General features: G+C 58.2%; 16 protein-coding genes. 6 read left to right on the top strand and 10 right to left on the bottom strand.

What is annotated here, in order from left to right:
* Nucleotides 1-50: 50 nt before the first annotated feature.
* A complete protein-coding gene (locus tag FS804_RS11550) occupies nt 51-1,901 on the bottom strand; it encodes a M3 family oligoendopeptidase (RefSeq protein ID WP_144576690.1) in 1,851 nt (616 codons plus the stop codon).
* A 169-nt stretch (nt 1,902-2,070) separates the two neighbouring features.
* On the opposite strand from FS804_RS11550, the gene FS804_RS11545 reads away from it, so the two are divergent.
* Nucleotides 2,071-3,618 (top strand): sigma-54 dependent transcriptional regulator, encoded by a 1,548-nt coding sequence (locus tag FS804_RS11545; RefSeq protein ID WP_144576689.1) that lies wholly within the window; start codon nt 2,071-2,073, stop codon nt 3,616-3,618.
* 176 nt (nt 3,619-3,794) lie between these two features.
* Complete coding sequence (locus tag FS804_RS11540) at nt 3,795-5,699, top strand: DUF882 domain-containing protein (RefSeq protein ID WP_186376771.1); 1,905 nt, start codon at nt 3,795-3,797, stop codon at nt 5,697-5,699.
* Between the two features lie 78 nt (nt 5,700-5,777).
* On the opposite strand, the gene pyk is transcribed toward FS804_RS11540, so the two are convergent.
* Both pyk and FS804_RS11530 read right to left on the bottom strand, forming a co-directional pair.
* Nucleotides 5,778-7,217 carry a pyruvate kinase gene (pyk, locus tag FS804_RS11535; RefSeq protein ID WP_063950351.1) on the bottom strand — a complete coding sequence of 480 codons (1,440 nt, stop codon included), beginning with the start codon at nt 7,215-7,217 and terminating at the stop codon, nt 5,778-5,780.
* Entirely contained in the window at nt 7,217-7,699 is a 483-nt protein-coding gene (locus FS804_RS11530; RefSeq protein WP_144576688.1) for a DUF1036 domain-containing protein, read from the bottom strand. Before FS804_RS11530 ends, pyk begins: the two co-directional genes overlap by 1 nt.
* A 194-nt stretch (nt 7,700-7,893) precedes the next feature.
* On the opposite strand from FS804_RS11530, the gene FS804_RS11525 reads away from it, so the two are divergent.
* The 3 genes from FS804_RS11525 (at nt 7,894) to FS804_RS11515 (ending at nt 9,410) form a co-directional block, all read left to right on the top strand.
* Nucleotides 7,894-8,682 carry an N-formylglutamate amidohydrolase gene (locus FS804_RS11525; protein WP_144576687.1) on the top strand — a complete coding sequence of 263 codons (789 nt, stop codon included), beginning with the start codon at nt 7,894-7,896 and terminating at the stop codon, nt 8,680-8,682.
* Between the two features lie 14 nt (nt 8,683-8,696).
* Nucleotides 8,697-9,002 carry a DUF1244 domain-containing protein gene (locus tag FS804_RS11520; protein ID WP_063950354.1) on the top strand — a complete coding sequence of 102 codons (306 nt, stop codon included), beginning with the start codon at nt 8,697-8,699 and terminating at the stop codon, nt 9,000-9,002.
* Between the two features lie 153 nt (nt 9,003-9,155).
* Complete coding sequence (locus FS804_RS11515; protein ID WP_035222733.1) at nt 9,156-9,410, top strand: DUF2312 domain-containing protein; 255 nt, start codon at nt 9,156-9,158, stop codon at nt 9,408-9,410.
* Nucleotides 9,411-9,458: 48 nt separating this feature from the next.
* Here FS804_RS11515 and FS804_RS11510 read toward each other — a convergent pair whose 3' ends face one another.
* The 6 genes from FS804_RS11510 to FS804_RS11485 form a co-directional block, all read right to left on the bottom strand.
* Nucleotides 9,459-10,028 (bottom strand): hypothetical protein, encoded by a 570-nt coding sequence (locus FS804_RS11510; RefSeq protein WP_144576686.1) that lies wholly within the window; start codon nt 10,026-10,028, stop codon nt 9,459-9,461.
* Nucleotides 10,029-10,069: 41 nt separating this feature from the next.
* Nucleotides 10,070-10,690 (bottom strand): tetratricopeptide repeat protein, encoded by a 621-nt coding sequence (locus tag FS804_RS11505; RefSeq protein ID WP_144576685.1) that lies wholly within the window; start codon nt 10,688-10,690, stop codon nt 10,070-10,072.
* Between the two features lie 100 nt (nt 10,691-10,790).
* Nucleotides 10,791-10,916 carry a type B 50S ribosomal protein L36 gene (gene ykgO, locus FS804_RS11500; RefSeq protein WP_003497670.1) on the bottom strand — a complete coding sequence of 42 codons (126 nt, stop codon included), beginning with the start codon at nt 10,914-10,916 and terminating at the stop codon, nt 10,791-10,793.
* Between the two features lie 146 nt (nt 10,917-11,062).
* Nucleotides 11,063-12,139: a 5-(carboxyamino)imidazole ribonucleotide synthase gene (locus FS804_RS11495; protein WP_144576950.1), complete on the bottom strand. Its 1,077-nt coding sequence runs from the start codon at nt 12,137-12,139 to the stop codon at nt 11,063-11,065.
* A gap of 11 nt (nt 12,140-12,150) precedes the next feature.
* Nucleotides 12,151-12,618: a 5-(carboxyamino)imidazole ribonucleotide mutase gene (gene purE, locus FS804_RS11490; RefSeq protein WP_186376786.1), complete on the bottom strand. Its 468-nt coding sequence runs from the start codon at nt 12,616-12,618 to the stop codon at nt 12,151-12,153.
* 47 nt (nt 12,619-12,665) lie between these two features.
* The gene (locus FS804_RS11485; RefSeq protein ID WP_003497661.1) at nt 12,666-12,869 is read right to left on the bottom strand and encodes a YdcH family protein; all 204 of its coding nucleotides are present in this window, start codon (nt 12,867-12,869) and stop codon (nt 12,666-12,668) included.
* A 233-nt stretch (nt 12,870-13,102) separates the two neighbouring features.
* Here FS804_RS11485 and FS804_RS11480 point away from each other — a divergent pair, with 233 nt between their 5' ends.
* On the top strand, nt 13,103-13,279 hold the full coding sequence (locus FS804_RS11480; RefSeq protein ID WP_006314700.1) for a YdcH family protein: 177 nt from the start codon (nt 13,103-13,105) through the stop codon (nt 13,277-13,279).
* A 99-nt stretch (nt 13,280-13,378) separates the two neighbouring features.
* On the opposite strand, the gene FS804_RS11475 is transcribed toward FS804_RS11480, so the two are convergent.
* Nucleotides 13,379-14,143, bottom strand: coding sequence for a sulfite exporter TauE/SafE family protein (locus tag FS804_RS11475; RefSeq protein WP_144576683.1), 765 nt, complete (start codon nt 14,141-14,143; stop codon nt 13,379-13,381).
* Nucleotides 14,144-14,235 lie beyond the last annotated feature (92 nt).

Raw genomic sequence — 14,235 nt, 5'->3', positions numbered from 1 at the left:
TGAACCGACAAAGCTTGTCCGAAGTAGGATAGCTTTGCCGGCGGAGGAGATTAAGCCTGTTCCTTATCCAGCGCTTCCAGTTCGTCAATCAGTCCTTCGATCATGGAAAGTCCCTTGTCCCAGAAGGACGGATCGGTTGCATCGAGGCCGAAGGGTTTCAGAAGCTCCGAATGATGCTTGGTGCCGCCGGCCTTCAGAAGCTCGAAATACTTCTCCTGGAAGCCGGTCTCGGCGTTTTGGTAGACCGCGTAGAGCGAGTTGACCAGGCAATCGCCGAAGGCATAGGCATAAACATAGAAAGGCGAGTGGATGAAATGGGGGATATAGGTCCACCATGTCTCATAACCTTCTGAAATGCGGATCGCCGGGCCCAGGCTTTCCGCCTGAACGGAGAGCCACAATTCGCCGATCTGCTCCGAGGTCAGCTCGCCCTCTTTTCGGGCGGTGTGCAGTTTCCTTTCGAATTCGTAGAAAGCAATCTGTCGCACGACCGTGTTGATCATGTCCTCGACCTTGCGCGCGAGCATGGCCTTGCGTTCGCGGACATCTTTCGTATCGTCGAGTAGCTTGCGGAAGGTCAGCATTTCCCCAAAGACCGACGCGGTTTCAGCGAGCGTCAGCGGCGTTGAGCACATCAGCGCGCCCTGTTCGCCGGCCAAGACCTGGTGCACGCCGTGGCCCAGTTCGTGGGCGAGCGTCATCACGTCACGCGGTTTGCCGAGGTAATTGACCAGCACATAAGGATGGGCGGAAGGTACGGTCGGATGGGCGAAAGCGCCCGGCGCCTTACCGGGGCGGGCGGGGGCGTCGATCCACTGTTCATCGAAGAATCTGCGCGCAATATCGGCCATCTCAGGGGCGAAATTGCCGTAGGCGGAAAGTACGGTGTCCTTCGCTTCATCCCAGGGAATGATCGTGTTGGACGTATCGGGAAGCGGCGCGTTGCGATCCCAGTAGTTCATCTGTTCCATGCCGAGCCATTTCGCCTTCATGGCGTAATAACGATGCGAAAGGCGCGGATAGGCGTTCTTTACGGCGGCGGCCAATGCATCGACCACCTCGCGTTCGACGCGGTTGGCAAGATGGCGGCTGTCGGCGATATCCTCGAACTTGCGCCAGCGATCGGAAATATCCTTGTCCTTGGCAAGCGTATTGGTGATGAGGGTGAAGACCCGCAGATTGTTTTTGAAGGTGGCGCTCAGCGCTTCCGCCGCTTTCTTTCGGGTCTCCGGCTCAGGCTCCTGAAGCATGTTGAGCGTCACTTCGAGTGGAAGGCTCGCGCCGTCGATGTCAAAACGCAGATCGGCCATGGTCTCGTCGAACAGGCGGTTGAAGGCTGCTGCACTGGTCATCGATTTTTCAAGGAAAAGCTGTTCCAACTGGTCGTCCAGCTGGTGCGGCTTGTCCTTGCGAAGATCGACCAGCCACGGACGATAATGTCCAGCGTCAGGATCGTTCTTCATGCACGCATCCATGACTGCATCATCGATGCGGTTGAGCTCGAGGGTAAAAAACAGGAGATGGGCCGAGATATCCGTCAGCTTCGCCTGGGCATCGCCGTAGAGCTTGCCGTTCGCAGGGTTGGATGTATCGGAGAAATAGGTGAGGCCCGCAAAAGAACCGATACGGCCGATAAGATCGTCGAGTGCTTCATATTCTTTAAGGGCCGCGCCAATACCATCTCCACCGGAGGACTTTGCGGCCGCTTCAAGCTTGCCCTTCCATTTCTTCTCGAAAGCCGCCGCCATCGACGCCGCTTTCTCAAGATCGCCCTTATATTCCGGCGAATCTCCCGACGGATAGAGATCCGAGAGTTTCCAGCCTGGAAGGTCGCCGAGTGCAGGGCCGGACGTTTCGGCAAGCGAGAAGACGGGGTGCGAAGCGGGGCGGTTGAGGGTCATGGAACGTGTCCTTCTGATTATGCGTGCGAAGCATATGGGGACCTTGTTTCTCGCGGCAATGGATAAAATGCAAGCAATTCTCAAAACTGGATGTTCAAGTCTCCCGTGCCAGAGTGCGGCATAAGGGACCGCATGAAGCAGGTCCATAAACCGGAAACCGGAGCTAAAAATGACCGCGCATGTTCTCGTGATAGACGATGATCCCGTCCAGCGCCGCCTGCTCAAAAATGCGGTGGAACGTTATGGGCACCTCGCCTTGCTCGCCGAAAACGGCAAGGCGGGGCTCGAACTGCTCAAGCAATATAGCGGCGAGATCAACGTCATCGTCCTCGACCTCATGATGCCTGAAATGGGCGGGCTTGCCTTTCTGAAAGCTGTCGGCGAACTCGGAACGGATGTTCCCGTGATCGTCCAGACGGGGCAGGGCGGCATCGATACCGTTGTGCAGGCCATGCGCGCAGGCGCCTTCGATTTTGTCGTTAAACCGGTTTCGCCGGAAAGGATCGGCGCCGCCATCTCCAATGCGCTCAAGCTTGACAGGAGAGAGGCAAAGGCCCGCACGGGAAGGCGCGGACGGAGCAATGCTGTGAATTTTACCGATATCGTTTCAGCAAGCCCGGCCATGCTGAGGGTCATCGAACTGGCGCAGCGTGCCGCCCAGTCCAGCATCCCCGTGGTGCTGGAGGGCGAATCCGGCGTCGGCAAGGAAATGGTCGCGCGCGCCATCCAGTCGGCTGGCGATAGGGCAAACAAGCCATTCATCACCGTCAATTGCGGTGCCATTCCCCATAATCTGGTGGAAAGCATTCTCTTCGGTCATGAAAAGGGTGCCTTTACGGGCGCGACGGAAAAACACATCGGCAAGTTCATGGAGGCGGATGGCGGCACGCTGTTCCTTGATGAGATCGGTGATCTCCCGCTTGATGTGCAGGTAAAGCTGCTCCGCGCCGTCCAGCAGGGCGAAATCGAAACCGTCGGTTCAGCGCGGGTTCAGAAGGTGAATGTGCGGCTGATCTCCGCCACCAACAAGAACCTTATCGAAGAGGTGAAGGAAGGTCGTTTCCGTGAGGACCTCTATTACCGCCTCAACGTTTTCCCAATAACCATTCCGGCACTGCGCCGTCGCAAGGAAGACATTCCGCATCTTGCACGGGTCTTCGCCGAGCGCTTTTCGGCGGAACAGAAGTTGCCCAATCCGGTTGGACTTGATGCGAGCGCGCTAGCCCTGCTCACGGCCTATGACTGGCCGGGTAATATCCGCCAGCTGGAGAACGCCGTTTTTCGCGCCGTCGTGCTGTCGCAGGGTGGGGATCTGGCGGACTCCGACTTCCCGCAGATCGCGCTGCAACTGCCGGAATTTGCGACCGGGAATGATGCTGATGGCCTCGCGCCGTCGCCTTCCGGTGCGTCTCTGAAGCTGGCGGCCTATTCGCCGCCTCCGACGCCGGCCGCCGAGAACCACCTGGTGATCGAGGACGCCTCGGATATTTCCACCACCATCTATCGGGGTGGGAACCTGATCTCCAGCACCGACGATTCGGGCAATATCCGCAAACTGGCTGAGATCGAAGAAGAACTCATCCGTTTTGCTCTACGCTTTTATCGCGGGCAGATGAGCCAGGTTGCCAGAAAGCTCGGCATCGGCCGCTCGACACTGTACCGCAAACTGAAGGATTATGGCATCGATCCTGATGATCCGCTTCGCGACGCCGCATGAAGGGCTGAGCGACTTATTCCATCGCAGATCGTGAAATTCGTTAACTTCTGAGCAAGGATATCCGCTTACCGTCTATAAACCTCTTGTTAGTGGCTGATTCACTATATAGAGGAAGGTTGCATGTGTGTGGCAATTTTGCCATCGTGTCACCGTATTTGACGTTCATTTGAGGCAATGTGACAGAAATTGTCTTCCAGGCGGGGATCGAATTGCCATATCTGCATCGGAATAACGCGCCGTCGACAAAGATCGCGCGCGGCTTGATCAAGGATATATGCACGAAGCTGTCGGCGCGCGCTGTCACCTTTGCCTGCCTGATGCTTGCCGCAATGCCATTTGTAGGAGTTTCGGCGACGGAAGCCGCCGCCGAAACGCGCAGCCTTAAACTGTATTACATCCATACACGTGAGAAGGCGGTCATCACCTTCAAGCGCAATGGCAAGTACGACCAGAAGGGTCTGCAGGAGCTGAACCGGTTCCTGCGTGACTGGCGGCGAAATCAGCCGACGCGGATGGACCCGCGTCTCTTCGATCTCGTCTGGGAAGTCTATCGCCGCAGCGGCGCTACCGATTACATCAACGTCGTATCGGCTTTCCGCTCGCCGGAGACGAATGGTCTGCTGCGCACGCGCACCAAGGGTGTTGCGGAAAAAAGCCAGCACATGCTCGGCAAGGCCATGGACTTTTATATCCCTGGCGTCAAACTTTCCCGCCTTCGCGAGATTGGCATGCAGATGCAGATCGGCGGCGTCGGCTTCTATCCAACCTCGGGGTCGCCTTTCGTGCACATGGATGTCGGCGGCGTTCGCGCCTGGCCACGCATGAGCCGTCAGGAACTGGTTCGCATTTTCCCGAACGGCAACACGCTGCATCTTCCGTCCGATGGAAAGCCGCTTCCCGGTTATGAGCAGGCGATGGCGGATTATAAGAAGCGCGTCAGTTCGTCTTCCATTCAGGTCGCTTCCAGTGCAGGCGCCGGCCCGGCATCTTCCGGAGGCGGTAAACGCAAGACGCTGCTGCAGGCTCTCTTTGGTGGCGGTGACGAGGATGAAGATCCCGATAGCATCGCAGCACCCGAGCCCGCCGAACGTCCGGCGGTTGCTCGCCCGGCCGCGCCGCCGCAGACGGCTCCCGAGCCTGAACCCACGATCGCCGTTGCTTCTGCCCAGCCGCTTCCGGGCGTGAGCGAGGCACCGCTGCCGACCGCCCGTCCGGCATTCGGTAACCCGCCGCCCGGCAATACCGGGCTTGCGACCGCGCTTTATTCACCGGCCCGCAATGCCGCGCAGGATGCCCTGCAGGCGGCGACCACACCGACGCCGACATCGGCGCCGGCCGAACGCCAGCAGTTTGCTGACCTGGCTCAGGTTTCCGTGCCAGTACCCACGCTTCTCGGCCCACGCGCCATGAAGGGTGATGCGGAGGGCTCAGTCCTGACCGCTTCTGCCGACGGTGCGACACCGGCTGCATCCGGCGAACTTGCGTCGGTTCCTGTCCCGGCAAACCGTCCGGCCGTTGCAGAAGCCCTGCTGGCGGCAGCCAACGCTGACGCTGAAGGCGAGGACGATCTTGCGGAAGCAAACGAGGATACGCTGTCGCCGACGGTCGTTGCCGCTCTTGAGCAGAGCGGACAGGCTGCCCGGTCGCAGGTCCAGTCAGCAGCTGCGCCGACGGCCGCGCCCTTCCCTGCTGCCGTTAATCACAAGGTCACCGTTGCTCCTGCAGAAACGGCCAAGGCTGAACCGCAGGCTGGTTTCGGTGATGCATTTGATCTGAAGCCGTCCCTCAATGGCGGTCTCAGCGCCGGTCTGCCCACCAAGGGTTCGCGTCCCAGCAAGCAGGATGCCGCCGTGTCCCAGCAGGCGATGGTTGGTGGCGGGCGCCTGACGCAGGACTTGATCTCGGACTGGGCCCTTAACCAGAACAAGGGCACGACCGGTCGCTCCGTCAAGGCTCCACGTGTCGTCGCAAACCGCATGCTGAGCAACGATCGGTCGGCATCAGCGACGTCGGCGAGCTTCAAGCCCGGTGCCGTTGCAATCGAGTCCAGCCGCTTCAGCACACCTGTAAAGATGCACTGAGCACGTTTATCTATGGCCGAATGGCCAACAAAAAACCCGCCGGCGACGGCGGGTTTTTTGTTGCTTGACGATGGTCTGTCAGACGCCGCTCTGGCCGTCCGAGCCGATGTAAGCGATACGCACCATGTTGGTCGCACCGGGGGTGCCCAGCGGCACGCCGGCCGAAATGATGATGCGATCGCCCGGCTTGCCGAAACCCTCGGAAACAACGATGCGACAAGCGCGGTTGACCATGTCGTCGAGATCGCTGGCATCGCCGGTCACGACGCAATGCAGTCCCCAGACGACAGACAGGCGGCGCGCCGTCTGGATGATCGGCGACAGCGCGATGATCGGAACTTGCGGCCGTTCACGCGAAGCGCGCAGGCCCGTCGTGCCTGATGAGGTGTAGGTGACGATCGCGGCAAGTTTCAGCGTCTCGGCGATCTGGCGGGCGGCAAGCGAGATGGCGTCGGCGCCTGTCGGCTCCGGCTGGGCGCGCTGCGCGTAGATGATGTTGGAATAATGCGGGTCCTGTTCGACGGTGCTCGCAATCGAGGCCATGGTGGACACCGCCTCGACCGGATAATCGCCCGATGCGGACTCGGCAGAGAGCATGATCGCATCCGCACCTTCGAAGACGGCGGTGGCAACGTCGGACACTTCAGCGCGGGTGGGCACCGGTGCCGTGATCATGGATTCCAGCATCTGCGTGGCAACGACAACCGGCTTGCCAGCGCGACGGCAGGCGCGGGTCAACTGTTTCTGAATGCCCGGAACGGCTTCCAGCGGCATTTCAACGCCAAGGTCGCCGCGGGCGACCATCAATGCGTCGGAAAGCTCGATGATCTCCTCGATGCGCTCGATAGCCTGGGGCTTTTCGATCTTGGACATCAGACCAACGCGACCGCGAGCGATCTTGCGAACTTCAGCCAGGTCTTCCGGACGTTGGACAAAGGAAAGCGCAACCCAGTCGACTTCGCCCGTTTCAAGAACGGCATCGAGGTCAACACGATCCTTGTCGGTGAGAACGCCAACGCCCAGCAGGGTGTCAGGCAGGCTGATACCCTTGCGATCCGAAATGCGGGTGCCGGAAACCACTGTCGTCACGATGCTCTTGCCGTCGCTCTTTTCGGCGCGCAGATGCAGCTTGCCGTCATCGATCAACAGGCGATGGCCCGGCTTGACGGCTTCGAGAATTTCAGGGTGCGGCAGGAAAACGCGCGTGTTGTCGCCGGGTGCTTCATTGTTATCCAGCGTAAAGGTCTGGCCGGGAACGAGCTCTACCTTGCCTTCCGCAAATTTTCCGACGCGCAGCTTGGGACCTTGCAGGTCGGCCAGAATGCCAATGGGGCGGCCATTGCGGCTTTCGACGGAGCGGATGCGCTGGATCAGCGTCCGCATCACGTCGTGGCTCGCATGGCTCATGTTGATCCGGAAAAGATCGGCGCCAGCAAGATGCAGCTTCTCGATCATTGCCTCTTCGGAAGAGGCCGGGCCGAGCGTTGCAAGAATTTTGACTTTCCGGTTGCGCTTCATCAGTTTTGATTTCCCTGTGTGCCTGGCGTATCGGAAAGCTGGACCATCCAGCTTCCCTGTCTGCCCGTGTCATATTCCTTGAAACCCATTCTCTGGAAGCTGCGGGCATAACAATCGTCCACGCCGGTGATCTTGAACTCGTTTTCTGCAACGCACATGTTGACGTCACCGGTCCAGCGGCCGCCATGGGCGGCATCTTCGGCATAGAGATAATAATAACGTGACTGCAGCTCACCCTCGATCAGCGTAGCGCATGTCGAGGAGGGGACCTGCCACCAGCCTTCGCTGACCCAGCCGTCCTTTGCACGATAGCCGATGGCGACGCCCACAAGGTTCTGCGTGCTGTTGCACACGCGGAAATCCGCATGGGCGGGCGCTGCTATCATGAGCGGGGTCAGAAACAATGCCGCTGCGAAGATAAGACGGGTGATATGCCTGATGTGGCGAGGAAGAGCGAGAGATGACTGAGTCACGGCTTCCATCCGGATTCCATGTTATAATGAACACACTTCTTGGCGTGGCCGCCCAAGAAAGTCAACGCGAGTTTAATCGATTATATTGTTCGTGGGATCGTGAGTGCGGTAAGGTAGATGGCTGTTATGCCGCCCGAACTTGCGCCCGGCCTCAAGCCATGCCATCAAGTTTCTCTCCTCAATCCTGCCCCAGAAAATCATCGATGAACGACTTCATACCCTATGAAATCATAGAAGGCGATTATGACAAAGGCATGGTTCTTCTGGCGGACCATGCCATGAACCTCCTGCCGGCACACTACGGCAATCTTGGCCTTCCGCAAACCGCTTTTCATCGCCATATCGCATTTGATATCGGCATCGAGGGGTTGACCCGCTCCCTTGCGACGCGGCTCGGGGTTCCGGCCGTGCTCGGACGGTTCTCTCGACTGCTGATCGATCCGAATCGCGGCGAGGACGACCCAACCCTCATCATGAAAATTTCCGATGGCGCGATCATTCCCGGTAACCATCCGATCTCCGACGAGGAGTGGCAGAGACGGATCGAGGTTTTTCATCGCCCCTATCACGATGCCGTGGATCGTGTGTTGACCGGTGTGGCGAAAGCGTCTGAAGAAGCGCCGCTTGTGCTGTCGCTGCACTCCTACACACCTTTTTGGAAAGAAACGCCGCGGCCGTGGCATGCAGCCGTTCTGTGGGATACCGATCACCGTGCGGTCGATCCGCTTCTGGCGCATCTGCGCGCCACTGGCGACATTCTCGTGGGCGACAATGAACCATATGACGGCGCGCTCAAGGGCGACACCATGTACCGCCATTGCATGATGAAGGGCATACCGCATGCGCTTCTTGAGGTGCGGCAGGACTTGATCGCGGACGAGCAGGGGATTGGCGAGTGGTCTGACCGGCTCGCTCCCATTTTCGCCGCAATGAACGACGATCCCGTTTTGCACGAGTATCAGCAGTTTGCCTCCAGAACCGGCCCCTATTGAACGAGGAGTTCGCCATGACGACCGAAAACGAAAACGGGCAGATTGAGTTCGAGGCGGCCGCCTTCCGACGCCTCGTCAAACATCTCCGTGAACGCCACGACGTACAGAACATCGACCTGATGAACCTCGCAGGCTTCTGCCGCAACTGTCTTTCCAACTGGTACCGTGAAGCCGCCGAGGAGGCTGGCGTTCCGCTCAGCAAGGATCAATCCCGCGAAATCGTCTACGGCATGCCTTACGAGGATTGGAAAGACAAATACCAGGGCGAAGCGAGCGGCGACCAGAAAGTCGCTTTCGAGCAGAACCGGCCCAAGGAATAAGCCTTCGCTAACGGAAACGACTTGACGGAACGCCTTACAATGGGCAGTTCACAGGCCTGAATTTTGCTGCCGGCTGGCAGCGACCGGCGAGGGCCTCGTCTGGTTGAAATGAACACAGCGCTCGCATGCGGGCCGCCAATAAAGGAATATACGATGGACGAAACCAGCACCACCGAAACCGTCGCCGCCGCAGAACTGCGTCAGATTATTGAACGCATTGAGCGTCTGGAAGAAGAAAAAGCCGCCATCCAGGGTGATATCAAGGACGTGATAGGTGAGGCTAAAGGTCGCGGCTACGACACGAAGGCGATCCGTACAATTATCCGCTTGCGCAAAAAGGATGCGAATGAGCGTATCGAGGAGGAGACGATTCTGCAGACCTACATGGCTGCACTCGGCATGGAATAATTGAGCCTTGTCACCTTTTTTGTAGGGCGTACTTGTTGCGCCCTACAGCTAAACTTCATTCCCCAACATGTCTTTGTTGGCGATAAGGAGCTCCAGAATTTTTTTGCTTACGGCCTCGCGCTCTTTTGACAATTCGGCTTGTCGCTCTTCTGCCGAACGTGAAATCTCCGCAAATATGACGACTGTAAACAAAAACTCCCCAAAGCCATCGGGCTTTGTGACTTCAGATATCGGGCGCTCCGTCGTGAAGGTGCGAAATAAGTTGCGCTTCTCCTCGTCAGACACGTGGAATACAAGTTCGTGTGCAAATCTATTCCGCGACTTATTTATGGCTTTTAGAACGTCTCCAAATCTATCGCGAAAATAGCCCATCGCCTGACATAGGCTGAGTTTTTCAGAAAATGATCTGTGACCACTAAAGTAAGCCTCCGGATGATTGAGGTGCGTGGTCAAAACTTCGGTAATAATGTGGTCCAGGTAGATATGGGCTACGACCAATTTCCCCCAATCCTCAGTCACCGAAATGCGGTCGATAAATTCGCTAATGTCGAAACTCGGCTTGTCTCCGATAGAGTTTAATAGCCTCTTTGCTGCCTCGAACTCGTCCCGATCTTTCAAAACACGGCCCTGCTAAATCACATAAATAAAAACAGCGAACATTAACCGCGCGTGCCCGCGAGCTTTTCTGAAAGGTCGACAGCTTCCTTGCGGGCGTCCTTGTCCGCGGGATAAAGCGCCAGATACCGTTCCCATGCTTTTAGCGCCAGTTCGTCTCGCCCTGACGCTTCGAGAATATTGGCGAGGCTTGCGAGCGCAGGGAAGTAGCGAGGCTCTTTTTCCAGCGTCAGGTTGATGTCCGCCATCGCCTTGCGGGTGTCGCCATCGGCGAAATGAACCATGGCGCGGCGATAGGGCGCCTGCACATAGTCGGGATCAAGCAAAACAACCTGGTCGAGAAAATCGTAAGCGGCGGCGTTGCGGTTTTCGTCGGCAGCTTCACCTGCCCATTGCATCAGGAGATTGATCGTCGCGCTGCCAGAATCATTCCATTCGGCGGCGATCTGGTTGGCGATGCTGCGCGCCTTGACCGCATTTCGTTCTTTTTTCAGCGACGCGAAAAGCGTGTCGATGGTCTTTGCCGGAGATGGCGCCGATTCGGCAGTAGTGGCTGGTTTTCCGTCTGCCGCATGGGCAACAGCAGCCGTTCCCGCAAAGGCAAGGCTTGAGAGCAGAAAGCCCTGAGCAAGAATAACAGCGGTGCAAAAACGATTTGGGCGCATGGGTTAAAGCTTAACCCGGCTGCGCCCAATATCAAATGCAAACTTCTGAACTGTCAACAAAGTGATCCACGACATCGTCGCGAACCGCAGTCGCGGTCAATCAGCCCTGACGAGCCTTGAAGCGCGGGTTCTGCTTGTTGATGATGTAGACGCGGCCCTTGCGGCGAACCAGGCGGTTATCGCGATGACGGGCCTTAAGCGCTTTAAGCGAATTCTTGATCTTCATTTTACTGGTCCGCAGTTTTGCACGGTTTGGGCCGTGCTATTCAAACAATCAAAAGCGCGCAACGGGGCGCGCTCTTTTCGGTTGGCAGGCAGATACCTGTTTGAGCCCTGCCTGTCAACACTTGCCCGTGTCTTTGCCTTAAAAGACTAGGCTTTTCCTGTGTGCAGAAGCTGCGTCACATGGCCCATCTTGCGGCCTGGCCGTGCTTCTGTCTTGCCGTAGAGATGCACGAGACAGTCTTTTTTCGACAGCCATGTCGGCACGTCGTTGATGTCGTCGCCGATCAGGTTGGTCATGATGCAGTCGGAATGGCGTTCCGTGCTGCCGGGGTGAAGGCCCGACACGGCACGAATGTGCTGCTCGAACTGGGAGATCACACAGGCCGCCTCCGTCCAGTGGCCGGTATTATGGACGCGCGGCGCCATTTCATTGGCAACCAGCGAACCGTCAGGCAGCACAAAGAACTCAATGCCGATGACACCCACATAATCGAGCGCGGCAAGAAGCTTTTCCGCCGATTGAACGGCGAGAGCCTTCGCGGCATCCGACAGTGCCGCCGGAACGGTCGACGTGTGCAGGATGCCGTTCAGATGGATGTTCTCAGCCGGATCGTAACAGGTGACGGTGCCGTCCTGGAAACGGGCGGCGATCAAAGAGATTTCCCGCTCGAAGGCTACGAAGCTTTCCAGGATCAGCGGCACGCCGCCGAGCGCCGCAAAGGCGCCTGCGGCGTCTTCGCCGCCCCGGAAAAGACGCTGCCCCTTGCCGTCATAACCCATGCGGCGAGTCTTCAGCACGCCTTTTCCACCGAAGGCGGCCAAGGCTGCTTCCAGTTCTTCCTGGCTATCCACGGCGCGGAATTCGGCGGTGGGAATGCCGCAGTTGTTGAGGAAGCGCTTCTCCGTCAACCGATCCTGCGAGGCGCTGAGCGCTTTTGCAGGCGGGTGGACCGGCACGGAGAGGCTGAGTTTTTCGGCCGCTGTAACCGGGACATTTTCGAATTCGTAAGTGACGACATCGCAACGGCTTGCGAGTTCCGCAAGCGCCGTCGCGTCATCATATGCCGCAACGATCTGATCGTTGCAGACTTGCGCTGCCGGACAATCCGCCTGCGGCTCCAGCACGATGGTACGGTGGTTGAGACGTGCGGCGGCCATCGCCAGCATGCGGCCAAGTTGCCCGCCGCCGATGATGCCGATGGTGAGATTGGTGGTCTTTGCCATGGCGTCTGTCGTCACTGGGCGCTGTCCATGGGATATTCCGCGACGGCGGCCGATTGGCGCGCGCGCCAGGCATCCAGCCGGTCGGCCAGATCTTCATCGCTGAGCGCAAGCACTGCTGCGGCAAGAAGTGCGGAATTGATCGCGCCAGCTTTGCCGATGGCAAGTGTGCCTACGGGGATGCCGGCGGGCATCTGTACGATGGAATAGAGGCTGTCCTGACCGGACATGGTCTTGGACTGAACCGGAACACCAAAGACAGGCAGCGGGGTCATGGCTGCGGTCATGCCCGGCAGATGGGCGGCGCCGCCCGCACCCGCGATGATGACCTTGAAGCCTTCGTCCTTCGCGCCATTGGCGAAGTCATAAAGCCGGTCGGGCGTGCGGTGGGCGGAAATGATACGGGCTTCGTATTCTATGTCGAGCGCATCCAGCGTGTCGGCAGCGTTCTTCATGGTCTCCCAGTCGGACTGGCTGCCCATGATGATGGCGACGGGGGGCGTTTCTGCTGTCACGTAATCTCTCCGGCTCAGGCGATGATATCGGGAATGACCTGGTCTTCAAGCTGGGTCATCTTGTCCTTGACGGCCAGCTTTTTCTTCTTCATGCGCTGGATTCTCAGCGCATCGCAGCTGGTCTGGATCATCGCGTTGATCGCCGCGTCGTAATCCTCATGCTCCTGGCGCAGCCGCGCCAGCGTGAGCCTGATGTCCGCCTGGTCCTGATCGGGCATCTCGTCATCCCCATTTTATGCCGCCGGATCGGCTCCGGCGTGTCTCTGATCGTAAACGAGCCTCTATCATCAAATCGCGGTAACGGGAAGTTATCCCTTGCGACCAAATTGCCCACTTATTGCCTTCATTTCGCCTTCGACAAGCGGCGCGATCCGTGTCACATTGCCGTCGTAAACCTGAAACTCCAGCGATGGAGAGCTGGAGGTAGGTTCAAAAAGGAAGGACGTGCCGCATGACCATTCAGGCTCATATTGCATCGCTCGAAAAGAAACACGGTGCTCTGGAGGAGGAGCTCGAAAGTATTCTTGCTTCCCCGTCGTCTGACGATAAAGAGATCGCGGACCTTAAACGTCGAAAACTGCGCCTGAAGGATGAACTCCAGAGGCTCAAGGCCTCAACAAGGCATTAATTTTGCCGGACCACCGATCCTCGATGAACGAAGGGTCGGTGGTCTGAGCCTTCAAGCCCTGGCGGCCCAACCGGCTTCCAGGGCTTTTTATTGCGCGGTTTACAATGGCAGCCCGTCCCATAACAGCTTCAGCGCCGCAATCAGCGCCATGGAATACATCAGCGGGTAAAAGACCGACGGTTTCAGATATTTGACGACCCGTGCGCCGGCTAGCGTCGCCAGCATCGCAACCGGCAGCAGGCTCGCCGATGTCTTGAGGTTGGTGGCATCAAGTGCGCCGAGCGCAAAATAGGGAATGAGCTTGATTGCGTTCATGATGGCGAAGAAGCGCACGCTCATGCCGGTATAGGTCTTCGGGTCGAGCTTCAGCGGCAGCAAGTAAATCTGAAAGGGCGGTCCCCCCGCATGGGCCACGAAACTGGCATAGCCGGAGAGAGAGGACCAGAGTGTGGCAGCCGCAGGTCTTTGCGGCTTGGCAGGAATTTCCTGGCCATTGCGGCTTTTGAAGCTCTCATGGAAATACCGCAGCACGAACAGGATCGTGACCGAGGCGACGACGAGGCGCATGGCGTCGGCGGATACGAGGCTCGACGTCGCCCAGCCGAGCGCGATTCCGGCGATAGCGCCTGGGAGCATGATGAGCAGCGTTTCCCGGTGGTTATGATGCCGCCAGGCCCACAGCGCCACGAGATCCATGACGATCAGGATCGGCAGGAAGATTGCCGCTGCCTGCACGGGTGAAACGGCAAGCGCCATCAAAGGCACGCCCATGAGCGCCAATGCGCCGCCAAGACCTCCTTTGGAAAGGCCGACGAGGACGACTGCGGGAATGGCGACGAGATAAAAATGAAAATCGGTCAGCATGGATGGACGGTTGATCCTTTCGCCGGTCCGGTTTATCGGATTTGTCATATGAAAACGAGTGCAGATTGCGCAGCAAGCGTCTTCTGTCTGAA

Source organism: Agrobacterium sp. DE0009 (assembly GCF_007680755.1).
In the GTDB taxonomy this organism is placed as follows: domain Bacteria; phylum Pseudomonadota; class Alphaproteobacteria; order Rhizobiales; family Rhizobiaceae; genus Agrobacterium; species Agrobacterium tumefaciens_B.
This window is presented reverse-complemented; position numbering and strand designations above follow the sequence as displayed.